The following is a 24,952-nucleotide window of genomic DNA, read 5'->3' on the forward strand; positions in this document are numbered from 1 at the left end:
GCGATCTCGACCGCCAGCCGTAGTTTCGCCCACTGCTCTTCCTCGGTCAGGATGTTGCCCTCCTCGGTGGAGGCAAAACCGCATTGCGGCGACAGCGCGAGCTGATCGAGCGGCGCAAATCGGGCGGCTTCCTCCAGCCGGCGCTTGATGTCGTCCTTTTTTTCAAGCGCGCCGGTTTTGGAGGTAATGACGCCGACCACTACGATTTTGTTCCCCTTCGGCAGATAGCGTAACGGCTCGAAACCGCCGGCGCGGTCGGAATCATATTCCAGGAAATAGCCGTCGTAATTGGTGCCGGCCAGCATGGTTTCGGCCACCGGCTCATAGCCGCCGGACGAAATCCAGGTCGAGCGGAAATTGCCGCGGCAGACATGGGTCGTGATCACCATGTCGGCCGGCCGCTCGGCGATCGCATAATTGATGATGCGCGCGTAGATTTCCTGCAAGCCATCGGGATTGTCGCCGCGGGCGCGCGATTTTTGCAGTTCTTCCTGCGAGCAGAGATAGGCCCACACCGTGTCGTCGAACTGCAGATAGCGGCAGCCGGCGTCGTAGAACGCCTGCACGGCCTTGCGGTAGGTCTTGCCGAGATCGAGATAAAATTCCTCCAGATCGGGATAGACCGCTTGCGAGATCAGCTTGCGACCGCCGCGGAAGTGCAGCACCGCGGGCGACGGGATCGTCATCTTGGCCGTGACATGCGCCGTGTCGCATTGTTTTTTCAGGAATTTGAAATGCTCGAGCATCGGATGATCGGCCGGGAAATCCAGTTTGCCGACCACGCGGATGGCTTCGTGCCGGGTCTGGACGCCGGCGAATTGAATGCCTTCATCGGGGTGGAACAATTCGCAACCGATCAGGTGGCTGAGAAAATCGAAATGCCACCACGAGCGGCGGAACTCGCCATCCGTCGCAAGCTTCAGGCCGGCGGAGGCCTGCTTGTGCACGACCTTTTCGATCTCCAGGTCCTCGGCCTTGCGCAGATCGTCGGCCGAAATCTCGCCCTTCGCCAGCCGGGCGCGCGCTTCCTTGATGCGCGGCGGCCGCAGCAGGCTGCCGACCTCGTCGGCGCGGAACGGGGCTTTTGTTCTTTGCATGGTCGCAACTCCAAAAAATCGGTTGTCGTTCAGATTACAGCATCTTGGGTTCGTCATGGCGAGTGAAAGCGACGTAACCCGCAAATGACGTTGGCACCGTCAGGACTTTCCGGCAACGCCGAGATGGCGCTCGAGCGCCGCGGGATCAGCCTTCAACGCGCGGCTATCCGCGTCGTGGACGATCGCGCCGCGTTCCAATATCACGGCGCGATCGGCCAGATTGAGAATCTTTTGGGCATTCTGCTCGACAATAATCGAGCAGATGCCGCCGGACCGGGTGATGGTGCCGAGTGCCTTCAGCAGCTCGTCGACGATGATCGGCGCCAGTCCCTCGGTCGGCTCATCCAGCAGCAGCACCTTTGGATTGAGCGTGAGCGCACGACCGATCGCCAGCATCTGCTGCTCGCCGCCGGACAATTGGTTGCCGAAATTGCCGCGGCGCTCTTCTAGCCGAGGGAACATCTCGTAGACTTTTGCCACCGTCCAATGTCCCGGCTGCGCCACCGCGGTCATGTTTTCTTCCACCGTCAACGAACGAAAGATGTTGCGCTCCTGGGGCACCCAGCCGATGCCGGCCCGCGCCCGCTGGTCCGGCCGCAGCGGCGTGATATCGCGGCCACCGACCGCGATGGTCCCACCGAACCGGCGGGTGACACCAACGATCGAATTGATCAGCGTGGTCTTGCCGGTGCCGTTGCGGCCCAACAGCGCCAGCACCTGTCCCTCCGCCAGTCGCAGTGACAGGCCGGGCAGCACCACGGCCTCGCCATATCCGGCGCGCAGACCCTCGATGGCGAGAAAATCAGACATCGGCGGCCTCGCCGAGATAGACCGCCTTGACCCTCGGATCGCGCGCAACCTCGCCGGGCGCTCCCTCGACTAGCAGCGCGCCTCCGACCAGCACGGAAATGCGGTCGGCGAACGAAAACACCAGGTCCATGTCGTGCTCGATCAAGAGCACCGTGACGTCACGCGGCAGCGCCGCGACCGCGGCCAGGATGTCGTGGCGCTCACCTTCGGGCACACCGGCGGCGGGCTCGTCGAGCAACAGCACGCGCGGCTTGCTGGCAATCGCAACCGCAATCTCCAGCAGGCGCTGCTTGCCATAAGGCAGCGTCGCGGTCGGCTCATTCATGACGTCGAGCAGATGAAAGCGCGACAGATTCTCCGCGATCTCGCCATTGACGTCCTCGCGCGTGCCCATCCGGCGCCACCAGTCGCCACCGCGGCCTGATCGTTCCGACACCACAAGGCCGATGGTCTCAAGCGGCGTCAAATCGGCATAGAGCTGGTTAATCTGGAACGTGCGCGACAACCCGCGCAGCACCCGCGAATGCACCGGCAGATCGGTGATATCACGGCCTTCCAGCAGGATGCGCCCCGCATTGGGCTTTAGCACGCCGGTCAACAGGTTGATCACGGTGGTCTTGCCGGCGCCGTTCGGGCCGATCACCGCGTGCCGGGCGCCCTGCTCGATCGCAAGCGACAGATCGCGCGTCACCTTCAAGCCACCGAATTGCTTTTGCAGCCCTTTTGTTTCCAGCGCGAAGCTCATGGCGCGTCACTTTCGCCGACGGCAGCGACAGCCTTGCGGCCGCTGAACTGCGCGATGAGAAGGTTCGGCCCCCACAACACCCAGCGATGCAGCCGCGGCCGGCCGACCAGCACGATCACGACCAGCACGAGGCCGATCCAGAACTGCCAGTATTGCGGCGTGATCGACGAAAACACCTCCTGCAACATCCGAAACACCACGGCGCCGATCAGGCCGCCATAGAGATAGCCGGTACCGCCGATCACCAGCACCAGCATCAAATCGGCGGAGCGCTCGAATGCAAACACGTCAAGCGAGGCCAACGCCGTAGTCTGGGTGAACAGCGCGCCGGCGACCCCGGCATAGAACGCCGCGATGGTATAGATCGCGATCAGGCGCCGGTTGACCGGAATGCCGATCGCGGACGCCCGCAGCGGATTGTTGCGGATCGCGCGCAGCGACAGGCCGAACGGCGAATACACGATCCGGCGCGCCAAAAGAAACAGCACGAACAGCACGGCGAGGGAGTAGAACAAGCCGGTCTTGCCGAACATGTCGAATGCGAACAGCCCCAGGATCGGCTGCATCTCGATGCCCTGCAGCCCGTCGGTGCCACCGGTGATATTGGAAAACCGCTCCGCCAGCGCTTCCAACAGCAGCGCGATCCCCAGCGTCACCATCAGCCGGGTCAGGTCGGCGCCGCGGATCACCAGAAAGCTGGTGAGAAAGCCGAGCACGGCGGCGACAAGGCCGGCGGCGACGAGCGCAACGATCGGCTCGGTCAGTATGCCGTGCACGGCCAACAGGCCGGCGCCATAGGCGCCGACGCCGAAGAACGCCGCATGGCCCAATGAGACGATGCCGGCGTAGCCGAGAATGAGATCGAGCGACAGCGCAAACAACGCCAGCCGAACGATCTCAGTCATGATCAGATAGCGCGAGGGAAATACCAACGCGCAGCCGAACACCAGCAGCCAGAACGCGATCTCGCTCCAGCGCCACCGCGCTTGTTGTCTGGCATGAAATCCGACGTTGTAGGCTGGCTTCTTCATCGACTGGCTCAACGCGAAGCGGAGCGGCCGAACAGGCCGTTGGGGCGCCAGATCAGGATCACGATCATGATCGTATAGATCACGAACGGCCCCATTTTGGGCACGTAATATTTGCCGGCGACGTCGCTGATGCCGAGCAGAAGTGCGGCGAGGAACGGCCCCGTGATGCTGGAGGAGCCGCCCACCGTCACCACGATCAGAAAGTAGATCATGAATTTCAGCGGAAAATACGGGTCGAGCCCGAGGATCTCGGCGCTGAGCGCACCGCCCAAACCGGCGAGGCCGCAGCCGAACGCAAAGGTGAAGGCGAACACCTGCGGCACATTGATGCCGAGCCCGGAGGCTGCGCGCGGATCGTCGACCGCGGCGCGAAGCCTCGAGCCAAATCTGGTGCGCGCCAGCACCAGCTGCAATCCGGCGGTCAGCAGGCCGCAGATCACGATGATCATCAGCCGGTAGCGGCCGATGCCGACGCCGAAGAAATCGATCTGTCCCTCCAGCACGGCCGGAAGCTTGATGAAGATCCGCGACGACCCCATGATGTAATCCACCGCCGCCACCGACATGAAGACGAGGCCGATCGAGAACAACACCTGGTCGAGATGGCTGCGGCTGTAGAGATGGCGGTAGAGCGCGCGTTCGAACACGACGCCGATCAATGCGCTTGCGACAAAGGCCAGCGGCAGCGCGGCAAAGAACGGCCAGCCGGACTGGTTGACGAGAACGGCGCAGACATATCCGCCCGCCATCGCAAACGCGCCGTGAGCGAGATTGACGAAATTCATCAACCCGAGCGTGACCGCGAGCCCGCACGCCAGCACGAACAGCAACATGCCGTAGGCGACGCCGTCGAACAGGATGGTGAAGAATGCGGTCATGGGTGCTGATCGGCTCGGAACATGGCGGCACGTAAGAAGCTACAAGCTACATCGTCATGGCCGGGCATAGCCGTCAAGGACGGCGTCGCTTCCGCTCGCCTATGTCCCGGCCATCCACGTCTTACTTACATCAAGGAAGAAAGACGTGGATGCCCGGCACAAAGCCGGGCATGACGAGTTGGGGCGAGTGCGTCGAACACACGAATGGTGGTCGACGGCTCACTTCTTCGTCTTGCCCGAATCCTTCACGGCCTCGAAGGTCTGGAACTCGACATTATAGAGTTCGCCGGCGACCTTCTCGACCTTGCGGATGTAGACGTTCTGAACGATGTCGCGGGTTTCCGGATCGATCGAGATCGGGCCGCGCGGACTTTCCCACTTCATGCCCTTCATGGCTTCGATCAGCGCATCCCCGTCGGTCTTGCCGCCGGTCTTCTTCAGCGCCTCGTAGATCAAGTGGATGCCGTCATAGCCGCTGACCGCCATGAAGCCGGGGCGCGAACCATACGCCTTCTTGTAGGCGGCGACGAAATCCTTGTTGATCTGGGACGGATGCGCCGCGGAGTAGATGTGCGCGGTGACGGCGCCGAGGGCTGCATCGCCCATGCCGTTGAGCAGATCGTCGTCCATAACGTCGCCCGGCCCGATTACCTTGATGCCCGATTTGTCGAGGCCGCGCTCGGCATATTGCTTCATGAAATTGCCGCCCTGGCCCGCCGGCACGAACACGAACATGGCGTCGGGCTTGGCGTCCTTCATCCGCTGCAGGAACGGCGCGAAGTCGGGATTGGCCAAGGGAACCTTGACCTCTTCGACGATTTCGCCGCCGCCGGCCGTAAAATGCTCCTTGAATGAGGCCAGCGCGTCATTGCCGGGGGCATAGTCGGAGGTCAGCGTGGCGACCTTCTTGATGCCGTTCTTGACGGCCCAGTCGCCGATGATGGTGGACGACTGCGCCAGCGTAAATGAAGTGCGGACGATATAGGGCGAACGCTCGGTGATGATCGAGGTGCCGGCGGCCATGACGATTTCCGGGATCTTGCCCTGGGTGGCCAGCGGTGCGGCGGCCAGTGCCGCCGGCGTGACGCCGAAGCCGGCGATGAAACTGACCTTGTCGTTGACGATCAATTCCTGCGCGAGCCGCTTGGTGTTGTCGGGCAGCGCCCCGTCGTCCTTCAGGATGACTTCGATTTTCTTGCCGGCGACGGTGTCGCCATTCTGCTGCATGTAGAGCTTGATCGCATTGTCGATCTGCTTGCCGGTCGAGGCCTGCCCGCCGGTCATCGGCAGGATCAGGCCGATCTTGACGCTCTCCTGCGCCCGCACCGGCGTTATTGCGAGCAAACCCGCAACGGCAACGCCGATTGCAGCCGGCGACAACATTTTTCCAATGGACATCAACACCCTCCCCCTTGATCGGTTTTGTGCTTCGAACCGAGCCCCCGGCCCTGGCGCACCATAGCCAGTTTATTTGGCCGCGTATGGCGCGGCATGGCGTCCCAGCCGCGCGGCGTTGTCAATCACGACGATGGGCGCAATCCACTTCGCCGAGACGTTCTATCTATCCCGTCATGTTTGTTTCGTGTTGTTTCCGTTCCGTCCCGTCAGAAACAGATGGAGTATTATAATACCTTAAATGGCGTTATTCGGCGACAGCTTGCAATTTTACCACATTCTGGTTGGACTTACCGTCAGCTGTGCCGCACCGCATCAAAACGGTCGAAGGCACATGGTCGCGACCACGTCCGCCAAGGTCACCCGTTTCGCAAGATGCCCATCAGCCGTCGTCACCTCGCCGTCCTGCTTGCTGTCATGCTCCCCGCGTGCAGCCTGGGTGGCTGCGGAACCATCAACGAGAAGCTCGCCGACGGTATGGGCGATTACGTCCCGCAGTGGGCCGGCGGCCTGCCAGCGGACGCGCCGCCGAGGCCCGGCACCGCGAAATATGACGAGTACATGAAGGATCGGGAGCGCAAGCGCTTCGAGCAGGCGCCACCGAAAGGCGATGCGACTACCGCGCCGGCCTCGTCCGCGTCGAGCTCATCGGCGTCGGTCTCATCGTCTGGACTCAACGCGGTTCACTAGGCGCCAATCAGCCAAGCGCCTCAATCCATGAACACCACGGTCTTGCGGCCGTTGAGGATCACGCGATCCTCCAGATGGTGGCGCACCGCGCGCGCCAGCACGCGGCGTTCGATATCGCGTCCCTTGCGGACGAGATCATCGGGCGTGTCGCGATGGCTGATGCGCTCGACGTCCTGGTCGATGATCGGGCCTTCGTCGAGTGCGCTGGTGACGTAGTGAGCGGTGGCGCCGATCAGCTTGACGCCGCGTTCATGCGCCTGGTGATACGGCCGCGCGCCCTTGAAGCCCGGCAGGAACGAGTGGTGGATGTTGATACAGCGCCCGGACAGCCGCGCCGACATTTCGTCCGACAGGATTTGCATGTAGCGCGCCAGCACCACGAGATCGGTGTTGGTCTCGCCGACCAGCTCCCAGATCGCGTTTTCCTGCTCGCGTTTGGTCTCCTTGGTGACGGGAAGGAAGTGAAACGGGATCTCGCCGAAATCGAGACCCTCGTAGCTCTCGCGCGGATGGTTGGAGACGATGGCGGTCGGGATCATCTCGAGTTCGCCGGTGCGCCAGCGATATAGGATGTCGGCGAGACAGTGATCGGATTTCGAGACCAGGAGCATGACACGGCGGCGCGTGGCGCGATCGCGCATCTGCCATTGCATGCCGAAACGTTCCGCGATCGCGGTGAAGCCGGTTTGCAGGGAAGCGAGATTGACCGCGAGATCGGCGGCGTTGAACACCACCCGCATGAAGAAATGGCCGGTCTCGACATCGGTGAACTGCTGCGCGTCGAGGATGTTCTGGCCATTATGGGCCAGGAAGGTCGACACCGCGGAAACGATGCCCGGACGATCGGGACAGGACAGGGTCAGGACGAATTGATGATCGGGCATGCGGATTGACCAAGGCTTGAGCGGATGCGTGGAACGATGAATTTTCGGCCTCCGTCTAACACCGCTCGCACCCTTGCGCCAATCCCGGGCGAGGGATCATGATGAACAAACCTGTCGCGATCGGCGTCAGGGCACGGTGTTGGCGGCCAAATCATGAGCGACAGACTGAACGGCTATCGCATCCTCATCCTGGAAACGCGCGAGGAAGCGCAATTCTCGCGCCTGCTCGCCGAGCAGGGCGCGGACGTACTGCAATGCCCGATGTTCACCATCCACGACGCGCCGGATGCAGCGCTGGTCGAGGCCTGGATCCGTCGTTTCATCGAACGTCCTTGCGACGATCTGGTGCTGATGACCGGCGAAGGGCTGCGGCGGCTGATGAAGGTCGTCCGCCGGCTGGACGTCGAGAAAGATTTCATCGCAGCACTCGGCAAAGCGCGAAAATTCGCCCGCGGACCGAAACCCGGCCGGGCGCTGCGCGAGCTCGGACTGGAGCCGCAAATGACGACGGAAAAGCCGACCTCCGAGGGCATCGCCGAGATGCTGTCGCGGCTCGATCTGGCCGGGCATCGCCTCGGCCTGCAGCTCTATCCGGACAGGGATCACAGCATCCTGATCGGGGCCATCACGGCGCAGGGCGCGGCAGTCGATACCGTCTTGCCTTATGTTTACGACGCGCAGGCCGCCGACGCCAACATCGTCATCGCGATCGATGAAATGGCGCAAGGCCGCATCGACGCCATCGCGCTGACCAGTTCCGGCCAGGTGCGCCGCCTGATCGAGGTCGCCCAGGCCCACCGTTGCGAAGCGCGGCTGCGCGAGGGGCTGGCGCGGACACCGATCGCCTCGGTCGGTCCGGTGGTGTCGGACGAATTGAGATCGCGCGGCCTGCGCACCGATATCTCGCCGGCGGAGGGCGCCTATTTCATGAAGCCGCTGATCTCGGCGATGGCGACCGCGCTGGCCAAGACGCCGCCGCGGGCTGCGACAAAGGCCTGATATTCCGGGACACTGAACCCCGGGGTACGGCTGCACTCGCGCTTCGACGGCTTGGGTAGCAGTGGCCTGATCGCAACCACCTGCCGTCCGTCGCTTGAAAACGTTCTTGGTCGGCGGATGTCCGCCTTGATGGCGCCGTGCTGGGCGATCCGCGGCGCCCGGTTTTGGCGTCATGCGTGAGAGAGTTAATCCACGATCGGTGCGGCATGGGCTTCGGAATTGCCGGCGATCGCCAAGCGATCCAAAGTGGCTTTCAATCCGACCGTGTCTGGGCAAATGATCAGTTCTGTGGCGCGCCCCCAGCGCAGATGCAGGAAATGAATCCCGTAATTCGAGGTTCGAACCCCGTCTGTTCCGGAGTTGGTCTCCTTCCACTCAATAACGACCGTGGTGTTCCACGGGCTGCCGCTCACCCAGATACGCCGTACCTCAAACCTGATATCCGGCAAGAGCCGGTAGAGACGCTGATACCATCCACGGGTCGCGGCCAGCGTGTGCCTGGATCCGCTCAGGGCGTGGTTCTCGCCGAGGAAGCAATGCTCGAAGCGTTGGGCAAACGCCCGCAGCACCGGCTCGGCGTCGCCGCGATTGACTGCGTCAAACAAGGCCTGAACGCGCTTCTCTACAATCGAGTGATACATATTTTCCTCGATATAGTTCAATCATTGAACTAATATATTTTATTGAGTTCAATAATGCAACTTGATATGATCAAGTGATGGAAAGAACCAGTTTTGCTCAGATGCGATGCTCGTTGGCCCGCGGCCTCGACATGATTGGCGATTGGTGGTCGCCGCTCATCATTCGCGATCTATTTCTGGACATCACGCGCTTCGATGAACTGGTCGAAGACCTCGGCATATCGCGCAACCTTCTGACCAGGCGGCTCAAGTCCTTGGTTACGAACGGCGTCATCGAACGTGTGGCCTATCAACAACGGCCAGTCCGATACGCTTATCGTTTAACCGAGGCCGGACGTGATCTGGTCCCCGCCATTCTTGCCCTCACGGCATGGGGCGACCGCTGGGCGCGACCGCGGGAGGGAAGCCCCATATTGTTCGTCCACACGTCTTGCGGACACCGGTTTGAGCCAAAGGTCACGTGCTCCGCATGCGCGGAAGTAATTTCGGCGGACACGGTCAAACCCATTCCCGGCCCCGGCGGAGCCACAAAACCGGGTACGATGCTTGTGGCAAAGCGGCTTCGCGCGGCGATGCCCCGGAAGCCCGTTGCATAAACGCCGTCCTGATTCCGGGGCCGCTCGAAGAGCCTGCGTGGATGTTCGTCTTCAAACATTGCCATAGGGAGTCTCGATTCCCGGCCCACGCCAACAGGCGTGTTCCGGAATGACGGCTAGAGCATTTCTGGTTCTGATGGAATCAGAACCAGGCTCTCGACGCAGCACTCGGCAAAGAACGAGAATTCGCCCGCGGGCCGAACCCCGCCCGGGCGCTGTGCGAGCTCGGACTGGAGCCGCAAATCACGACGGAAAAACCGACCCCCGAGCGCATCGCCGCGATGCTGTCGCGGCTCGATCTGGCCGGGCATCGCCTCGGCCTGCAGCTCTATCCGGCGAGGGATCACAGCGTGCTGATCGGGGCCCTCACGGCGCAGGGTGAGGCAGTCGATACCGTCTTGCCTTATGTCTATGACGCGCAGGCGGCCGACGCCAACATCGTCACCGCGATCGATGAAATGGCGTAAGGTCGCGCGTTGACCAGTTCCGGCCAGGTGCGCCGCCTGATCGAGGTCGCCCAGGCCCACGATTGCGAGGCACGGCTGCGCGAAGGGCTGACGCGCCCGCCGATCGCCTCAGTCGGGCCGGTCGTTTCTGACGAACTCAGGTCGTACGGCCTTCGCACCGATATCGCGCCGGCCGAGGGCGCCTATTTCATGAAGCCACTGATCTCGGCGATGGCGACAGCACTGGGCAAGACGGCACCGCGATCGGCAGCAGCAGGCTGATCAAGACCACGAGGGCCGGGCGTGATTGCCCCCGCGCAATAGCCCTCGCCTACACTCGATTATCTGCTTCCATCGATCGGGTTTCAGCTTTCATATTACCCGGGGCGCGCCGGCGCCCGGATTCCAGGCTGACTGGTCATACACCGATTGGCGGCTTCGTTGTTTGGTGTACCGCATTTGCCGCGCTGTCCGACGTGCTCGGTAAGGCTGATCGGTTAGGTTAAAGCCAAAAGGCAGTTGTTGCCTATCAAGCCCCCGCATAGGTCGTGCGTAGCCGAGACCTGATCTTCGGCTAGACTAGTCGAGAGGCCCGTTCATCGGAGGCAAACCGCTTTGAATCGGTCATTTCAGTACCGGGAGCATTAGCATGGTTCCATTTGAATATGAGATTGGCGGGAAAAGAGTCTTTGTCGCTGGCCACAAGGGAATGGCCGGCTCCGCCATCGTTCGGAGGCTAGCTCAAGAGAATTGCACGTTACTAACGGTTGAGCGAAAAGATCTGGACCTATCGAAGGAAGAGCAAACCCTGCGATGGTTCGAAAAGGAACACCCTGATGTCGTGGTGCATGCGGCGGCCCGGGTAGGTGGTATTCAGGCCAATAATAGTTATCCGGTCGATTTCCTCTGCGATAATCTCTCAGTAGGACTCAATGTGATCCGGGCCAGCCACGCTATCAAAGTAGACCGGTTGCTGTTTCTGGGATCGTCCTGCATTTATCCCAGATTCGCAAAGCAACCGATCCATGAAGATGAACTATTGACCGGTGCCTTGGAACCGACGAACCAATGGTATGCGATCGCAAAAATCGCGGGCGTAAAGATGTGCGAAGCTCACCGTCGTCAATACGGCGACGATTTCATTTCTGCGATGCCGACAAATCTCTACGGTCCTGGCGATAACTATCATCCCGATCATGGTCATGTCCCGGCCGCGCTGCTGCGGCGGTTCCACGAGGCCAAGATTGCAAATGCACCATCTGTGACGGTGTGGGGAACCGGCGCCCCGTTGCGCGAATTCATGAGCGTGAATGACCTGGCCGACGCTTGTATTTTCTTGCTTCGCCACTACTCACAGGACCAGACGATTAACGTAGGGACCGGTCACGAAGTCTCGATTGGTGACCTCGCCAAGACGATCGCTCAGATCGTTGGATATCGCGGCAGTCTCGATTTTGACGCAACCAAGCCTGACGGATCGCCACGCAAGCTTCTGGACTGTTCGCGAATTCGGACGATGGGCTGGCAGCCGCGAACTTCCCTCGCATCGGGCTTGGCAGAAGCGTACCAGGACTTCCTCCAAGGCGGAGGTCGTCACAGTACAATCACGAACGCAGCGGTTGCCTAGGCGCGCGACCGAGGGCGGCATCGGGGATTGAGATAGCGCGAACAGGCCGCTACTATCGACGACAGCCGATACAGCCGCTCAGGCTGAATTACTTTGGCCCTCATCGACACCTTCGTCTGATAGACTCTGGGGATGTGAGATTTGATCCATAGCTTCCTGTTCCAACCGGCGCTTTCTGTCTTGCTTAGTTTGACCGCCTTTAGCTTGATCGTTTGGCCCGGATATGCAGTCCTTCACCTCCTGGGCTTGGGTCGCCATCGATGGGAATCCTCTGCTTTCGCCGGGCCGGCCGTAACGCTCGCGCTTTGGGTTATCATAATGTCCGGCGCGGCCTGGGCCGCGATTCCTCTGCAGCGTCTGTCCACCCTGGTTTGGATCGCAACTTTCCTACTGGCTATGCTGGGGATAGTTTTACGTCTGTCCGTCAAACGCCAGATTTCTACCGAAATTCATCAAAAACGACGACATGCTTTCTGCTGGTTCGTTGCTTTTGTTCTGGCAGCCGCCGCGATGCCGTCGACATTCCACTACGGACTTGGAATTTACGCGAGCTCGATCTGCCAAGACGCTTGGAACTACATAGCTGCGGCAGACTATTTCTCACATTTCGCGCGAGGTGTTGAAGGCGGCTTAAGTCCGCTCGATCAATACGGTTCGCTGTTAATGAATGGCCGAAATGCATCGTCGGCTCTACTTTCGCTGCTCGCAAACGGACTAGGCACGTCAGCTGCCGAGGTCATTTCGCTCTATTGTTTGCTGGTGCTGTTCGCAAATTGCAGCGCGCTGATTGCTTTCGCGGTTACTGTATTCGGTGAGTTTAGGTCAGCCGTTTGGTTTACTCTTTTCGCTGGATTCGGCGTTCCGCTCCTTGTCGTGACCTACGCGAATTTTGACCAAATGCTTCTACTACCGCTGCTTCCATTGGTTGCAGCCTTGGCCGTGAAAGCAGGCCGCGGAGAAAATGTTGCAGGTTCGGCAGCAGCCATCGCAATTCTGTTCGCAGCGTCAATCCTAGCCTATGTCGAAATGGCCGTTTTTGGTCTGCTAGCGGCAGCAAGCTTCATCGTGATACCGGGACAGAACCTGCGACTGGTTCTGCTCCGCGCGACCAGGGGCCTCTGTATCGTGACCCCTGTAACGGCCGCCCTAACTTGGCCTGGCGCGGTTTCCTTGCTGTCGTTTTTGAAGTTGCAATATTCGATCGGCACACAGGCGGGGGTCAGGCCCGGAGACGGAAATCTCGCAAACTGGCTAATGCGAGGAGAGTTTCTTCATCACAGTTGGGTTGGCGCACTTCTCATTTTTGTTTTGGCTCTTGCCGTACTCGTGGCGCTGGGCGTTTGGTTTGAACAAAAACGATGGGGTGCTGTTCTCGCTCTCTTCGGCGTGACCGGGCTCGTTTTATATTTTTTGCTCGTCGAGAAATATTTGTACGGCGTCTACAAGATCGCCAGCGTCAATTTTTGGATTTTCAGTTTCTTTACCGTAGCTGGAGCCCGAGCCGGCTTGGGGTTTGCAAGTCGGAGGTATTCGATCTCCTTTCAGCCGATATTTCCCGCTGCCGCGATCTTCGCTACGCTGTCGATAATTGCAACATCTGCACTCCTTGAGACCAAACTGAGAACAAACGCCCTTAATCAAAAGGGTTATAGAGAAGCGGTAGCTTTGGCTGCCTTGATAGGTACGACCCCGACGGTGCTGTCGGTTCGAGAAGAAGCTGCCAATCAGTGGGCGGTTTTCTACCTCGCTTCGGTTCCACTTTATATCGACCCATATCGAAGCACTATGGGGCAACCAGAAGTGCTGCCCTTTATGAAGCGTGCGAAGGCTATCGATCTCGCATCCGTTAAATTCATCATAACCGATCACGACACGGCCTTGAGGTCCACTGTGACTGGAGCCAATTTGATTTGGGACGGTCGGACTTATAGCCTCTGGAGTCGAGACGGAGGAAATTGGACTGTCACCGCCAATGGCGGCACTTACAACGACGCCGTTCATCTCAACGGTCTAGCCAGCACAGTTGCTACCCCAAACTACCTTTCGAAAAAATAAGCACCACGGCCGATCGATGCGGCTCTGTGAAAGAAGAAATAGCCGCCTATTTGGCCGCCGCGTGTTCGGCTGTCGGAAAGTGGATCTAGCAACCGGTGGAACTCCCGCTGATGGATTCTCGACGGCGCCCGCGCCGGTCAGCTTCGTTCCGTCACGGTTGCTCGTACATGTCCCGGCAATTCGATATTTCGCGACGTGATCGCAATTGCTCGGGAAGCAGTTTCAGCCAAAACTCGGTCCCTTCAATCCCCGTAACGGCGCAGCCGTTCGAGATCGACAACCGTCACCCCGCCGTACTCAAGTCGCAACAGACCTTGCTGCTCCAGCGTTTTGAGGCATCGATTGGCATTTTGCCGGGAGATGCCGGAGATCGCGCCGATTTCCTCCTGCGTGATCTCCAGATGCCGAGTCACGTCCGGATACAGGATCGGGTTGAACAGCGACGCGATCGAGCGCGCGAGGCGCGCGGTCGCATCCAGCATCCGGCCATATTCAAGCAGGGCAATGAACTGGCCGAGACGCTCGTTCAGCGACCGCACCAGGAAGCGGTTGAACACGACGCTATTTTCGAACAGCCAAAAGAAGGTAGTACGATCCAGGATCGCCAGACGTGTATCGCGCAGTGCCTCCACATCGTATCGCCGGGCTTCGTTCTTGAGCACGGTGCCCTCGCCGAACCACGCGCCGGCCGTCAGACCCGTGTAGCTGACGGCCTTGCCGTCACGCGATACCGAACCAATCCTGACCAGGCCGGTGACCACGCCGATCCAGTATTCAAAGTGGTCGCCGCGCATGCAGATGAATTCGTTGGCCTTGAAGGTCTTTTCGACGACGCCGGCACGTGCGCGTTCGATCTCCCGCTCATTTAATTCGCGCGACCATGCCGCGATCCGCCTCAAATGATCAGCCGTCACCATGATGTCTTTGACCGCCTGCCGCCGACGCGCGTAAGGACGACCGACCTGACCCCTCTCATCGGGGCGCGACGAGGCGCCCTTTTTGGTGAATTGCGCAACGAAATGTCAGGCAAGAGACATTTCAAACTATCCGTTTGCCCTAATGAAGTCGACCTTGCCCGGCTCAGCGCCGGACAATCACGGGGATCTGTGGCCAGAAGCGATCTGCGCTGCAAAACGCCGTTAGTAGAATGGCTTACCGGGCCCGATCGATATAGGATCGGTGGCCGATCGGCATTGAAACCTAAGGATAAGAGCGCGCCAAAGCGCCGTTTCCAGGGAGGACTTGAGTGGCGGACGCGTTAGAGGTGCGAGGGGTATCGCTGCGCTTTGGGGGCGTGCGCGCACTCACCGACGTCAGTTTTGGCGTCAGGTCGGGCGAATTGTTCTCGATCATCGGCCCCAATGGCGCCGGCAAGACCTCAATCGTCAACTGCATCTCGGGACGCTACCGGCCGACCGAAGGTCAGTTGTTTTATGGCGGCCGCGACATCACCGCACTCAATCCCAATGCGCGGCCCCGGCTCGGCATCGGCCGCACCTTCCAGAACCTCGCGCTGTTTCATCATATGAGCGTGCTCGACAACATCATGGTCGGGCGACATCACCTCCTGAAGAACAATTTCATCACGGGATCGCTGTACTGGCTTACCGGTGCGCGGCGCGAAGAGCTGGAACACCGCCACAAGGTCGAGGAGATCATCGATTTCCTAGATTTGCAGTCGGTGCGTAAGGCCACCGCGGGCACGCTGCCGTACGGCCTGCGCAAGCGCGTCGAACTGGCGCGCGCGATGGCGCTGGAGCCGCAACTGATCCTGCTCGACGAACCGATGGCCGGCATGAACTTCGAGGAAAAAGAGGACATGGCGCGCTACATCGTCGATCTCAACGAAGAATACGGCATGACCGTCGTCATGATCGAGCACGATATGGGCGTGGTGATGGACATCTCGCACCGGGTCATGGTGCTGGATTTCGGCCGCAAGATCGCGGAAGGCGACCCGGCTTCGGTGCTGGCCGATCCCCACGTCAAGCGCGCTTATCTCGGCGAAGAGGACGAGGTCCTGGTCGATCCCGACGATGTGCCAGCGCCCAGGGAGAGCGCGGCATGATGGATTACGCCGGTCGCGCCACGCAGGCTGACACCTACCCAAAACTGCTGCGCCTCAACGCCTTGGAACATGGCAGCGAGATCGCCCTGCGCGAAAAGGACTTTGGGCTGTGGCGCCCGTTCACCTGGAGCGACTACCAGGCGCGGGTGCACGACTTCGCGCTCGGCATGGTCGAACTTGGTCTCGGCCGCGGCGACGTCATCGGCATCATCGGCGACAACCGGCCGGACTGGGTATCGGCCGAGATCGCCGCCCACGCGATCGGCGCCATGAGCCTTGGGCTCTATCGTGACGTGCTCGACGAGGAAGCCGCTTACCTGCTGAACTACGGCGCAGCCAAACTGGTGTTCGCCGAAGACGAAGAACAGGTCGACAAGCTGCTGAACCTGGCCGAACGCGTGCCTGATCTCAAACACATCGTCTATTCCGATCCGCGGGGATTGCGGAAATATGACGATCCCCGCCTGATGCCGGCCGACAAGCTCGCCGAAATGGGGCGCGCCCGCGCCGCGCGCGAGGCGGGCCTCTACGACCGGCTGGTGGATGCGACCAAAGGCGATGATGTCGCCATTCTCTGCACCACCTCGGGCACCACCGCCAATCCGAAACTGGCGATGCTGGCGGCAGGCCGGGTGTTGCGGCATTGCGCGACCTATCTCGCCTTCGATCCCAAGGGCCCGGACGACGAATATGTTTCGGTGCTGCCGCTGCCCTGGATCATGGAACAGGTCTATGTGCTCGGCAAAGGCCTGCTGTGCCGGATGAAGGTCAACTTCGTCGAGCAATCCGACACCATGATGAACGATTTCCGCGAGATTGCGCCGACATTTGTGCTGTTCGCGCCACGGGTGTGGGAATCGATCGCCGCCGACGTGCGCGCGGGCGTCATGGATTCATCCCCCCTCAAGCAAAGCCTCTATGCGCTCGGCATGAAGACCGGGCTGTCGGCGCTGGCGCAAGGCAAGCATTCCGTGATCGCCGACGCGCTGCTATTTCGCGCGCTGCGCGACCGGCTCGGCTTTAGCCGGCTGCGGTCGGCGGCCACCGGCGGAGCGGCACTCGGGCCTGAAACGTTCAAGTTCTTCCAGGCGATGGGGGTGCCGCTGCGCACACTCTACGGCCAGACCGAACTGCTCGGCGCGTACACCCTGCATCCCGACGGCGAGGTCGATCCCGATACCACGGGCGTGCCGATGGCCGACAGCATCGAGATCCGGATCGACAACCCCGACGTCCATGGCGTCGGCGAAATCATGGTGCGCCACCCCAACATGTTTCTCGGCTACTACAAGAACCCGGAGGCCTCTGCCGCCGACATCAAGGACGGCTGGATGCAGTCCGGCGACGCCGGCTATTTCAACGCGAACAAGCAGCTTGTGGTGATCGACCGCATCAAGGATCTGGCGGAGACCGCCCGCGGCGAACGATTCTCGCCGCAATACATCGAGAACAAGCTCAAATTCTCGCCCTACATCGCCGAGACCGTGGTGCTCGGCGCCGGCCGCGACGCGCTCGCGGCGATGATCTGCATCCGTTATTCGATCATCTCGAAATGGGCGGAGAAGAAACGGATCTCGTTCACCACCTACACTGATCTGGCCTCGCGGCCCGAAGTCTATGCGCTGCTGCGCAAGGAAGTCGAAACCGTCAACGCCACCCTACCGCCCGCGCAGCGCATTTCCCGCTTCCTGCTGCTGTACAAGGAACTCGACGCCGACGACGGCGAGCTCACCCGCACCCGAAAAGTCCGGCGCAGCGTCATCAACGAAAAGTACGCCGGCATCATCGACGCGATCTATGGCGGCAAGCGCGACATCCCCATCGACACCGTGATCCGCTTCCAGGACGGCACTACGCAACGCATCCGCACGACACTGGCGGTGGTCGATCTGACGCACGAGGTCGTCGCGATGGAGGCAGCGGAATGAGCATTAGCCACTATCGTCAGCAGCCGTCATGGCCGGGCTTGTCCCGGCTATCCACGTCTTTTTCGCGACCAGGAAGCAAGACGTGGATGCCCGGGACAAGCCCGGACATGACGAACACTAAATCCGGGGTGTTCCCATGAACCTCCAATTCCTGATCCAGCTCCTGGTCAACGGCCTCGTGGTGGGCACGCTCTATGGCGTGGTCGCGATGTCGTTCGTGCTGATCTACAAGGCCACCCAGGTGGTGAATTTCGCGCAAGGCGAATTGCTGTTGATCGGCGCCTGGGTATGCTGGGCACTGCTGACAAAATACCAAGTGCCGTTCTGGGTCGGCATGCCGCTGACGCTGGTCTTTATGTTCGTGTTCGGCATCGCGATCCAGATCGTGATCCTGCGCCCGATGATCGGCGAGCCGATCATCTCGGTGATCATGGTCACGATCGGACTGTCGACGGTGTTCCAGGCCGTGCTGAAATGGATATTCGGCGTCAACCCGCAGCCGTTCCCGCCGGTGTTCACCAGTCAATCCATCCATTTCCTCGGCCTGCAGATCCAGACCGTCTATGTCATGAGCCTCGTGGTGTCGGTGGCGATGATGATCGGCATGGCCTGGTTCTTCCGCGCCTCGAAATACGGCCTTGCGATGCGCGCCACCGCGTTCGACCAGCAGGTCGCCCAGTCGCTCGGCATTTCGGTCAAGAACGTGTTCGCGATGGCGTGGGCGATCTCGGCCGCCGTCTCGGCGGTGGCCGGCGTCGTGGTCGCCGTGGTCAACGGCGTGTCGTCGGGGCTGTCGGCCTACGGCATCAAGGTATTTCCCGCGGCGATCCTGGGCGGGCTCGACTCGATCGGCGGCGCGGTGCTCGGCGGCATCATCATCGGGCTACTGGAAAACATCGCGCAATATATCGACAGCGAATATCTGCACTGGGGCAATCTCTATGAGATCGCGCCGTTTTACGTGCTGATCATCGTGCTGATGATCAAGCCCTATGGCCTGTTCGGCACCAAAGACATCGAGCGAGTTTGATAAATGGCAGGTCCCTCGCTCATCCCCTCCGGCGACTACCGCACCTCTTACGCGGCGGACACCACGATCTTTCCGACCAAAACCAGCCGCAACGCGGCTATCCTTGGCATCGTGCTGATTTGTTTTGCGCCGCAACTGCTCAGCGCCTACGCGTTGAGCGTCCTGATCCAGATCGGCATTTTTGCGATCGCAGCCCTCGGCCTCAACATCCTGGTCGGCTTTACGGGGCAGATTTCGATCGGCCACGCCGCGTTCTTCCTGTTCGGCGCCTTCACCTCGGCCTACATCTCCAACAACTTCCCGATCCCGGTGTTCTTTGCGATTCCGCTGGCGGGTGTCGCGACCGCGCTGGTCGGACTTGTCTTCGGCGTCCCGGCAGCGCGGCTGAAGGGGCTTTATCTCGTCATTGCGACGCTCGCCGCGCAATATATCCTGCTCGATTTCTTCTCGCGTGCCGACTGGTTCTCCGGCGGCTCGGTGCCGGCCAGCGCCAATCCGTTCTCGATCTTCGGCTACGCGCTGCGCGGCGACCGGCAATATTTCTATGTGGTGCTGGCTTATCTTCTGGTCAGCTATCTCCTGGTGACCAACCTGATGCGTACCCGCGACGGCCGCGCGCTGGTCGCGATCCGCGATCACTACCTCTCAGCGGAGATCATGGGCATCAACCTGACGAAATACCGCACGCTGTCGTTCGGCCTGGCGGCCTTTTTCGCCGGCATCGCGGGCGCGCTCTATGCGCATTACCAGCTCGTGGTCTCCAACGAGGGCTTTGGTATCGAGCGCTCGATCCTGTTTTTGGCCATGGTCATCATCGGCGGCACCGGCTCGATCATGGGCACGTTGATGGGCACCGCCTTCGTGGTGCTGCTGCCGGAATCGATGGAGTGGATCTCCGCCGGCCTGAAAGGCAGTGCGATCGACAAGGCGCTGTCGCTCAACAACAACATCACGTTTTTGCGCGAGATCGCGATCGGACTGATCATCATCTCATTCCTGATGTTCGAGCCCGACGGGCTCGCGCATCGCTGGCGGCAGATCAAGACCTACTGGAAGCTCTACCCGTTCTCGCATTGAGGCCGGAACGGGACGCAACTAAAATAGACGTCAACAAAATAAAACGGAGGAAACCAAGATGACGATGAAATCCCTACTCGGCACGGTGTCGCTTGCGCTGCTGCTCGGCAGCGCGGCGACGATGGCGCAGGCCCAGATCGCGATCGGCCACCTCGAGGATCTCTCCGGCGGCACGTCCGACGTCGGCACGCCCTACGGACAGGGCGTCGCGGATACCCTCGCCTGGGTCAACAAGAACGGCGGCGTCGACGGCAAGCAGCTCAACGTCGACAGCAACGACTACGGCTACCAGGTGCCGCGCGCGATCGCGCTCTACAAGAAATGGTCCGGCGGCGACAAGGTCGCGGCAATCATGGGCTGGGGCACCGCCGACACCGAAGCGCTGACCGGCTTTCTGGCGCAGGACAAGATCCCGGACGTCTCCGGCTCCTACGCCGCGGCGCTGACCGATCCGGAAGGCACCAGCGGCAGGGCAAAACCCGCGCCGTATAATTTCTTCTATGGTCCGAGCTATTCGGACGCGCTGCGGGCCGAGCTGACCTGGGCCGCCGAAGACTGGAAGGCCAAGGGCAAGCCCGGCAAGCCGAAGTTCGTCCACATGGGCGCCAACCATCCCTATCCGAACGCACCGAAGGCCGCCGGCGAAGCGCTCGCCACCGAACTCGGCTTTGAAGTGCTGCCGCCACTGGTGTTCGCGCTGTCGCCTGGAGACTACAGCGCGCAGTGCCTGAGCCTGAAGAGCGCCGGCGCCAATTACGCTTATCTGGGCAATACGGCTGCCTCCAACATCTCGGTCATGAAGGCCTGCAAGACCGCCGGCGTCGATGTTCAGTTCCTCAGCAACGTCTGGGGCATGGACGAGAACGCCGCCAAGACCGCGGGCGATGCCGCCGATGGCGTGATCTTCCCGCTGCGCACGGCGGTCGGCTGGGGCGGCAACGCGCCCGGCATGAAGACGGTGATGGAGATCTCGAAAATCTCCGATCCCACCGGCAAGGTCTATCGCCCGGTGCATTACATCGCCGGCGTTTGTGCGGCGCTGTACCTGAAGGAAGCGCTCGACTGGGCCGCCAAGAACGGCGGCGCCACCGGCGAGAACGTCGCCAAGGGCTTTTACCAGAAAGCCAATTGGGTGCCGGCGGGCATGGAAGGCGTCTGCAATCCCTCGACCTGGACCGAGAAAGACCATCGTCCCACCACCACGGTCGACCTCTATCGTTCGAAAATCTCCGGCCCGACCGACGGCGACATCAACGATCTCATGGCCAAGGGCACCATCAAGCTCGAGAAGGTCAAGACCGTCGCACTGCCGCGCAAGGCGGAATGGTTCGGGTGGTAGGCAGCACGCGTTACGCCGCCTGCCAAGCGTAGGCGGCCCAACACACTCAGCTGTCATCCCCGCGAAACCGGGGATCCAGTACGCCGCGATGTTTCGTTTCCATCACGGACGTCTCGGAATACTGGATCATCCGGTCAAGCCGGGTGATGACGGCGATGAACGGAGTTGGCGGTTGCGTCAACAGCATCAGGATCGATCATGACCGAAACGATCGAAGTCATTCCAAAACCCTCCCCGGCGCAAGCGGCCGCGCCGCTGCTGGCCGTGCGCAACATCGAGGTAGTGTATGACGACGTCATTCTGGTGCTGCGCGGCCTGAGCCTCGAGGTGCCGCAAGGCGCGATCGTGGCGCTGCTTGGCGCCAACGGCGCCGGCAAATCGACGACGCTGAAGGCGATCTCCGGCCTGCTCAAGACCGAGGATGGCGAAGTCACTCGCGGCGAAATCGTCTTCGACGGCGAACGCATCAACGGCATCGACCCCGACAAGATCGTGCGCCGCGGTATCTTCCAGGTGATGGAGGGCCGCCGCATCATCTCCGACATGACCTCGATCGAGAATTTGAGGCTCGGGGCGTTCACGCGCCGCGATGGCGACGTCGATGCCGACATCGCGATGGTCTTCAACTATTTCCCGCGGCTGAAGGAGCGTACTGGATTGGCCGGTTATCTCTCCGGCGGCGAGCAGCAGATGCTGGCGATCGGCCGCGCGCTGATGGCGCGTCCGAAGATGATCCTGATGGACGAGCCGTCGATGGGGTTGTCGCCGCTATTGGTCAAGGAAGTGTTCGCGATCATCAAGGAGATCAACCGCGACCTCGGCGTCACCATCCTGCTGGTGGAACAGAACGCGCGCGCAGCCCTCTCGGTCGCGAGCCACGGCTACATCATGGAACAGGGCAAGGTGGTGCTCGACGGCTCGGCGGACGAGTTGCGCGACAACGAGGATGTCAAGGAATTCTACCTCGGCGGCGCCGGCGACCAGCGCAAGAGTTTTAAAAACCTGAAAAGCTTCAAGAGAAGGAAACGGTGGCTTTAATGAAAGACGCGCCAACGCTCTCTCCCTCTCCCCGCTTGCGGGAAGAGGGAGAGGATTTAACCCAACACCGCTTCCGCTTCCACGCAGGCGCAGAGCACATGATAAAACGAAGACGCTGGAATCGTCGCGATCAGCGAATGGCCTTCGCGGTCGAACTGGTCGTACCAGCCGCCCATGACGGGATGACGGAGATAATGCCGTTCCAGGCGCGACAACGCCGCGCGCGCTTCGTCTGCGGCGCCGGCCTCGCCCGCCTCGGCCTGCGCGATCCAAGCTTTGGCCATTTCGGTCTGCGGCCACAAACGCCGGCTGTGCTGCTTGATGTCACCTGCCCCGTTGCCTTCGTCGACCACACAGCCGGTGGCTTCGTCGCGGTAGCGCAACGCCGACGCCAGCAATTCGCCACGGAAGCGTCCGGTCGGGCAACCGGTGATGCGCTCAAACCCCTTGAGCAGCCAAACCCATTCTGCCTGGTGTCCAGGCTCAACGCTAACCGGTTCAATCCGCGACCAGTCGTCCTCGAAATATTCGCCAAGCACCTTTTTCTGCTTGTCGTAGAGATTGGCCATGAACAGTGCGAAGAAATCGCCAGCGCGGTTCTGGAACACCGGATCATGGGTTGCATCGAACGCCGCGATCATTGCCTCGAACAAGTGCATTTGCGGATTTTGCCGGCGCGGCATCGAAGCCGGCCATCCCTCCAAAACACCGCCATGCGGCGAACGCAGTTGGCTGTCGAGGTACGCACACAGCGCGTCAATCTCCGAGCGAACCTGTGCATCGCGATCGAGCGCATAAACCGTCGACAATGCGAGCAGCACGAACGCGTGGTCGTAGCTGTCACGCAGCGGATCGAGAACGGAGCCATCAGGCGCCAGCGTATGCACGAAGCCAGGCTTGCCATCGGGGCTCTTGGCCTTCGTCAGGAGATACTCCAGCGCTTTCAGCGCGATCTCACGGCCCTGCGGGTACCAGCCAACCCCCGCTGCCTTGGCGAAGCAATAGATCTGCCGGGCCTGCACGCGCACCCGGCGCGGCGCGAGACGATCGGCACGGCCGTCCTGATGCAGCCGCTCGACAAAGCCGCCGGTCGCAGGGTCCCAGCCTTCGGTCGACCAGAGGGGCAACGAATGCTCGATGATGCGGACCTTCAATTTTGCGACGATATCGCCCGAAACGGGCTGATTTGCCGTCGCGGCGTCTATGTCAACCATTCCGCTCCCCCCAAACGGGCATCCAGTACCGATGAGAGCCGTCTGATATCACGTAAAGGGCCTGGTGCAACCAGCCCGAGCCTGCAGGAAATCGAGGAAAAACTCCATGACTGAGCACTATGATGCCCTCGAAACGCGAAATGCCGCCCAACGCGAGGCAAACCTGTTTTCCCGGCTACCGGACGTACTGCGCAGGGCCATGGCCGCGCCGGCCTATGCAGAGCGCCTGAGTGGCATCGATCCCTCAGACATCACTGGCCGGGCCGAGCTGGCCCAACTGCCGCTACTGCGCAAATCCGACCTCCCTGCCCTTCACAAGGGCGCGCCGCCCTTCGGAGGGCTGGTCGCGGGGCCTCCCGGCTCGTTCGGCCGGCTATTTACCTCTCCCGGCCCGATTTTCGAGCCTGAGCCGCTCCATGCCGATCCCTGGCGCAGCGCGCGGGCTCTGTTCGCCGCCGGCTTCCGCCCCGGCGACGTGCTGCTGAACACCTTCAGCTATCATCTGACGCCGGGCGGCTTCATCCTCGATACCTCCGCCCGCGCACTGGGTTGTGCGGTCATTCCAGCCGGTCCGGGCAATACCGAGGCGCAGTTCGAGCTGATCGAAGCCTACCGCCCGGTCGGCTACAGTGGCACCCCGGATTTCCTCAAGATCCTGCTCGACGCCGCCGATAAAGCCGGGCGCGACCTATCCTCGATCAAGCGCGCACTGGTCTCGGGCGCGGCGTTCCCGCAATCGCTGCAGGACGAGATCAAGGCCCGCAATATCGATGCCTATCAGGCCTTTGGAACCGCCGATCTCGGCCTGATCGCATTTGAGACCTCAGCCCACGAAGGCATGATCGTCAACGAGCACCTGATCGTGGAAATCGTGCGGCCGGGTACCGGCGATCCCGTCGCCGAGGGGGACGTCGGCGAGATCGTCATCACCTCACTTGACCCGGATCACCCTTGGATTCGCCTTGCGATCGGTGACCTGACCGCGGCGCTGCCCGAGCGCAGCCCCTGTGGACGGACCAACATGCGCATCAGGGGCTGGATGGGCCGTGCCGATCAGACCACCAAGATCAAGGGCATGTTCGTCCGACCGGAACAGATTGCCGAAATCAGCAGGCGCCATCCCGAACTTGGTCGGCTTCGGCTGATCGTTACTCGCGACGGCGAAAGCGACAAGATGACGCTCAAAGCCGAGGTTGAGACTTCAAATACTGGCCTGCTAGATACTGTGACCACAACGCTTCGCTCTGTCACCAAGCTCGGCGGATCTGTCGATTGGGTCCCACTTGGATCTCTGCCAAACGATGGCAAAGTTATTGCTGATGACCGACCTTAGCGCACTGCTCACAGCGGTCGAGCTCGAAAAC

General features: G+C 61.1%; 23 protein-coding genes and 1 pseudogene. 13 read left to right on the forward strand and 11 right to left on the reverse strand.

Going from position 1 to position 24,952, the window contains the following annotated elements; genetic code table 11:
* The 6 genes from GSQ88_RS28075 to GSQ88_RS28100 form a co-directional block, all read right to left on the reverse strand.
* Nucleotides 1-1,097: cobalamin-independent methionine synthase II family protein (locus GSQ88_RS28075; RefSeq protein ID WP_159011106.1), on the reverse strand; the 1,097-nt coding region annotated here is incomplete at its 3' end.
* A gap of 99 nt (nt 1,098-1,196) precedes the next feature.
* Nucleotides 1,197-1,907, reverse strand: a complete 711-nt coding sequence (locus GSQ88_RS28080) for an ABC transporter ATP-binding protein (protein ID WP_159011048.1) — start codon at nt 1,905-1,907, stop codon at nt 1,197-1,199.
* Nucleotides 1,900-2,652, reverse strand: a complete 753-nt coding sequence (locus GSQ88_RS28085; protein WP_159011049.1) for an ABC transporter ATP-binding protein — start codon at nt 2,650-2,652, stop codon at nt 1,900-1,902. Before GSQ88_RS28085 ends, GSQ88_RS28080 begins: the two co-directional genes overlap by 8 nt.
* A complete protein-coding gene (locus GSQ88_RS28090) occupies nt 2,649-3,683 on the reverse strand; it encodes a branched-chain amino acid ABC transporter permease (protein WP_159011050.1) in 1,035 nt (344 codons plus the stop codon). The genes GSQ88_RS28085 and GSQ88_RS28090 overlap by 4 nt, the downstream gene beginning before the upstream one ends.
* A gap of 8 nt (nt 3,684-3,691) precedes the next feature.
* Nucleotides 3,692-4,561, reverse strand: coding sequence for a branched-chain amino acid ABC transporter permease (locus GSQ88_RS28095; RefSeq protein ID WP_159011051.1), 870 nt, complete (start codon nt 4,559-4,561; stop codon nt 3,692-3,694).
* Nucleotides 4,562-4,780: 219 nt separating this feature from the next.
* Complete coding sequence (locus GSQ88_RS28100) at nt 4,781-5,959, reverse strand: ABC transporter substrate-binding protein (protein WP_159011052.1); 1,179 nt, start codon at nt 5,957-5,959, stop codon at nt 4,781-4,783.
* Between the two features lie 372 nt (nt 5,960-6,331).
* Between GSQ88_RS28100 and GSQ88_RS28105 the strand changes: the two genes are divergently transcribed.
* On the forward strand, nt 6,332-6,646 hold the full coding sequence (locus tag GSQ88_RS28105) for a hypothetical protein (RefSeq protein WP_246785065.1): 315 nt from the start codon (nt 6,332-6,334) through the stop codon (nt 6,644-6,646).
* Between the two features lie 20 nt (nt 6,647-6,666).
* Here the strand turns inward: GSQ88_RS28105 and purU are convergent, their stop codons facing one another.
* Nucleotides 6,667-7,530, reverse strand: a complete 864-nt coding sequence (gene purU / locus GSQ88_RS28110; RefSeq protein WP_159011053.1) for a formyltetrahydrofolate deformylase — start codon at nt 7,528-7,530, stop codon at nt 6,667-6,669.
* Nucleotides 7,531-7,683: 153 nt separating this feature from the next.
* Here purU and GSQ88_RS28115 point away from each other — a divergent pair, with 153 nt between their 5' ends.
* The gene (locus GSQ88_RS28115; protein ID WP_159011054.1) at nt 7,684-8,529 is read left to right on the forward strand and encodes a uroporphyrinogen-III synthase; all 846 of its coding nucleotides are present in this window, start codon (nt 7,684-7,686) and stop codon (nt 8,527-8,529) included.
* 185 nt (nt 8,530-8,714) lie between these two features.
* Here the strand turns inward: GSQ88_RS28115 and GSQ88_RS28120 are convergent, their stop codons facing one another.
* The gene (locus GSQ88_RS28120) at nt 8,715-9,191 is read right to left on the reverse strand and encodes a nuclear transport factor 2 family protein (RefSeq protein ID WP_159011055.1); all 477 of its coding nucleotides are present in this window, start codon (nt 9,189-9,191) and stop codon (nt 8,715-8,717) included.
* A gap of 56 nt (nt 9,192-9,247) precedes the next feature.
* Between GSQ88_RS28120 and GSQ88_RS28125 the strand changes: the two genes are divergently transcribed.
* The 4 genes and pseudogenes from GSQ88_RS28125 to GSQ88_RS28140 all read left to right on the forward strand — a co-directional run bounded on the left by GSQ88_RS28125 (nt 9,248) and on the right by GSQ88_RS28140 (nt 13,894).
* Nucleotides 9,248-9,766, forward strand: a complete 519-nt coding sequence (locus GSQ88_RS28125) for a winged helix-turn-helix transcriptional regulator (RefSeq protein WP_159011056.1) — start codon at nt 9,248-9,250, stop codon at nt 9,764-9,766.
* A gap of 161 nt (nt 9,767-9,927) precedes the next feature.
* Nucleotides 9,928-10,494, forward strand: a pseudogene (locus tag GSQ88_RS28130) (uroporphyrinogen-III synthase); the annotation flags it as partial.
* Between the two features lie 367 nt (nt 10,495-10,861).
* A complete protein-coding gene (locus GSQ88_RS28135) occupies nt 10,862-11,839 on the forward strand; it encodes a GDP-L-fucose synthase family protein (RefSeq protein WP_283810707.1) in 978 nt (325 codons plus the stop codon).
* A 318-nt stretch (nt 11,840-12,157) separates the two neighbouring features.
* Nucleotides 12,158-13,894 (forward strand): hypothetical protein, encoded by a 1,737-nt coding sequence (locus tag GSQ88_RS28140; protein ID WP_159011057.1) that lies wholly within the window; start codon nt 12,158-12,160, stop codon nt 13,892-13,894.
* A gap of 242 nt (nt 13,895-14,136) precedes the next feature.
* Here GSQ88_RS28140 and GSQ88_RS28145 read toward each other — a convergent pair whose 3' ends face one another.
* Nucleotides 14,137-14,811, reverse strand: coding sequence for a Crp/Fnr family transcriptional regulator (locus GSQ88_RS28145; RefSeq protein WP_159011058.1), 675 nt, complete (start codon nt 14,809-14,811; stop codon nt 14,137-14,139).
* Between the two features lie 329 nt (nt 14,812-15,140).
* Between GSQ88_RS28145 and GSQ88_RS28150 the strand changes: the two genes are divergently transcribed.
* The 5 genes from GSQ88_RS28150 (at nt 15,141) to GSQ88_RS28170 (ending at nt 21,336) form a co-directional block, all read left to right on the forward strand.
* Nucleotides 15,141-15,962, forward strand: a complete 822-nt coding sequence (locus GSQ88_RS28150) for an ABC transporter ATP-binding protein (protein WP_159011059.1) — start codon at nt 15,141-15,143, stop codon at nt 15,960-15,962.
* Entirely contained in the window at nt 15,959-17,890 is a 1,932-nt protein-coding gene (locus GSQ88_RS28155; RefSeq protein ID WP_159011060.1) for a long-chain fatty acid--CoA ligase, read from the forward strand. Before GSQ88_RS28150 ends, GSQ88_RS28155 begins: the two co-directional genes overlap by 4 nt.
* Before the next feature lie 136 nt (nt 17,891-18,026).
* Nucleotides 18,027-18,920, forward strand: a complete 894-nt coding sequence (locus tag GSQ88_RS28160) for a branched-chain amino acid ABC transporter permease (protein ID WP_159011061.1) — start codon at nt 18,027-18,029, stop codon at nt 18,918-18,920.
* 3 nt (nt 18,921-18,923) lie between these two features.
* Nucleotides 18,924-19,997, forward strand: a complete 1,074-nt coding sequence (locus GSQ88_RS28165; protein WP_159011062.1) for a branched-chain amino acid ABC transporter permease — start codon at nt 18,924-18,926, stop codon at nt 19,995-19,997.
* A 58-nt stretch (nt 19,998-20,055) separates the two neighbouring features.
* Nucleotides 20,056-21,336 (forward strand): ABC transporter substrate-binding protein, encoded by a 1,281-nt coding sequence (locus GSQ88_RS28170; protein ID WP_159011063.1) that lies wholly within the window; start codon nt 20,056-20,058, stop codon nt 21,334-21,336.
* A gap of 46 nt (nt 21,337-21,382) precedes the next feature.
* On the opposite strand, the gene GSQ88_RS28175 is transcribed toward GSQ88_RS28170, so the two are convergent.
* Nucleotides 21,383-21,523 (reverse strand): hypothetical protein, encoded by a 141-nt coding sequence (locus GSQ88_RS28175; RefSeq protein ID WP_159011064.1) that lies wholly within the window; start codon nt 21,521-21,523, stop codon nt 21,383-21,385.
* An 11-nt stretch (nt 21,524-21,534) separates the two neighbouring features.
* Between GSQ88_RS28175 and GSQ88_RS28180 the strand changes: the two genes are divergently transcribed.
* Nucleotides 21,535-22,374 (forward strand): ABC transporter ATP-binding protein, encoded by an 840-nt coding sequence (locus GSQ88_RS28180; protein WP_159011065.1) that lies wholly within the window; start codon nt 21,535-21,537, stop codon nt 22,372-22,374.
* 56 nt (nt 22,375-22,430) lie between these two features.
* Here GSQ88_RS28180 and GSQ88_RS28185 read toward each other — a convergent pair whose 3' ends face one another.
* Nucleotides 22,431-23,588: an AGE family epimerase/isomerase gene (locus tag GSQ88_RS28185; RefSeq protein WP_159011066.1), complete on the reverse strand. Its 1,158-nt coding sequence runs from the start codon at nt 23,586-23,588 to the stop codon at nt 22,431-22,433.
* Nucleotides 23,589-23,694: 106 nt separating this feature from the next.
* Here GSQ88_RS28185 and GSQ88_RS28190 point away from each other — a divergent pair, with 106 nt between their 5' ends.
* Nucleotides 23,695-24,921 (forward strand): phenylacetate--CoA ligase family protein, encoded by a 1,227-nt coding sequence (locus GSQ88_RS28190; protein WP_159011067.1) that lies wholly within the window; start codon nt 23,695-23,697, stop codon nt 24,919-24,921.
* Nucleotides 24,922-24,952 lie beyond the last annotated feature (31 nt).

Source organism: Bradyrhizobium sp. S69 (genome assembly GCF_009766005.1).
Classification (GTDB): Bacteria; Pseudomonadota; Alphaproteobacteria; order Rhizobiales; family Xanthobacteraceae; genus Bradyrhizobium.

Coding starts and splice junctions, on each gene's coding strand:
- GSQ88_RS28080 (WP_159011048.1), bottom strand. CDS start 1,907: ATGTCTGATTTTCTCGCCATCGAGGGTCTGCGCGCCGGATATGGCGAG.
- GSQ88_RS28085 (WP_159011049.1), bottom strand. CDS start 2,652: ATGAGCTTCGCGCTGGAAACAAAAGGGCTGCAAAAGCAATTCGGTGGC.
- GSQ88_RS28090 (WP_159011050.1), bottom strand. CDS start 3,683: ATGAAGAAGCCAGCCTACAACGTCGGATTTCATGCCAGACAACAAGCG.
- GSQ88_RS28095 (WP_159011051.1), bottom strand. CDS start 4,561: ATGACCGCATTCTTCACCATCCTGTTCGACGGCGTCGCCTACGGCATG.
- GSQ88_RS28100 (WP_159011052.1), bottom strand. CDS start 5,959: ATGTCCATTGGAAAAATGTTGTCGCCGGCTGCAATCGGCGTTGCCGTT.
- GSQ88_RS28105 (WP_246785065.1), top strand. CDS start 6,332: ATGCCCATCAGCCGTCGTCACCTCGCCGTCCTGCTTGCTGTCATGCTC.
- purU (WP_159011053.1), bottom strand. CDS start 7,530: ATGCCCGATCATCAATTCGTCCTGACCCTGTCCTGTCCCGATCGTCCG.
- GSQ88_RS28115 (WP_159011054.1), top strand. CDS start 7,684: ATGAGCGACAGACTGAACGGCTATCGCATCCTCATCCTGGAAACGCGC.
- GSQ88_RS28125 (WP_159011056.1), top strand. CDS start 9,248: ATGGAAAGAACCAGTTTTGCTCAGATGCGATGCTCGTTGGCCCGCGGC.
- GSQ88_RS28135 (WP_283810707.1), top strand. CDS start 10,862: ATGGTTCCATTTGAATATGAGATTGGCGGGAAAAGAGTCTTTGTCGCT.
- GSQ88_RS28140 (WP_159011057.1), top strand. CDS start 12,158: ATGTCCGGCGCGGCCTGGGCCGCGATTCCTCTGCAGCGTCTGTCCACC.
- GSQ88_RS28145 (WP_159011058.1), bottom strand. CDS start 14,811: ATGGTGACGGCTGATCATTTGAGGCGGATCGCGGCATGGTCGCGCGAA.
- GSQ88_RS28155 (WP_159011060.1), top strand. CDS start 15,959: ATGATGGATTACGCCGGTCGCGCCACGCAGGCTGACACCTACCCAAAA.
- GSQ88_RS28160 (WP_159011061.1), top strand. CDS start 18,027: ATGAACCTCCAATTCCTGATCCAGCTCCTGGTCAACGGCCTCGTGGTG.
- GSQ88_RS28165 (WP_159011062.1), top strand. CDS start 18,924: ATGGCAGGTCCCTCGCTCATCCCCTCCGGCGACTACCGCACCTCTTAC.
- GSQ88_RS28170 (WP_159011063.1), top strand. CDS start 20,056: ATGACGATGAAATCCCTACTCGGCACGGTGTCGCTTGCGCTGCTGCTC.
- GSQ88_RS28175 (WP_159011064.1), bottom strand. CDS start 21,523: ATGCTGTTGACGCAACCGCCAACTCCGTTCATCGCCGTCATCACCCGG.
- GSQ88_RS28180 (WP_159011065.1), top strand. CDS start 21,535: ATGACCGAAACGATCGAAGTCATTCCAAAACCCTCCCCGGCGCAAGCG.
- GSQ88_RS28185 (WP_159011066.1), bottom strand. CDS start 23,588: ATGGTTGACATAGACGCCGCGACGGCAAATCAGCCCGTTTCGGGCGAT.
- GSQ88_RS28190 (WP_159011067.1), top strand. CDS start 23,695: ATGACTGAGCACTATGATGCCCTCGAAACGCGAAATGCCGCCCAACGC.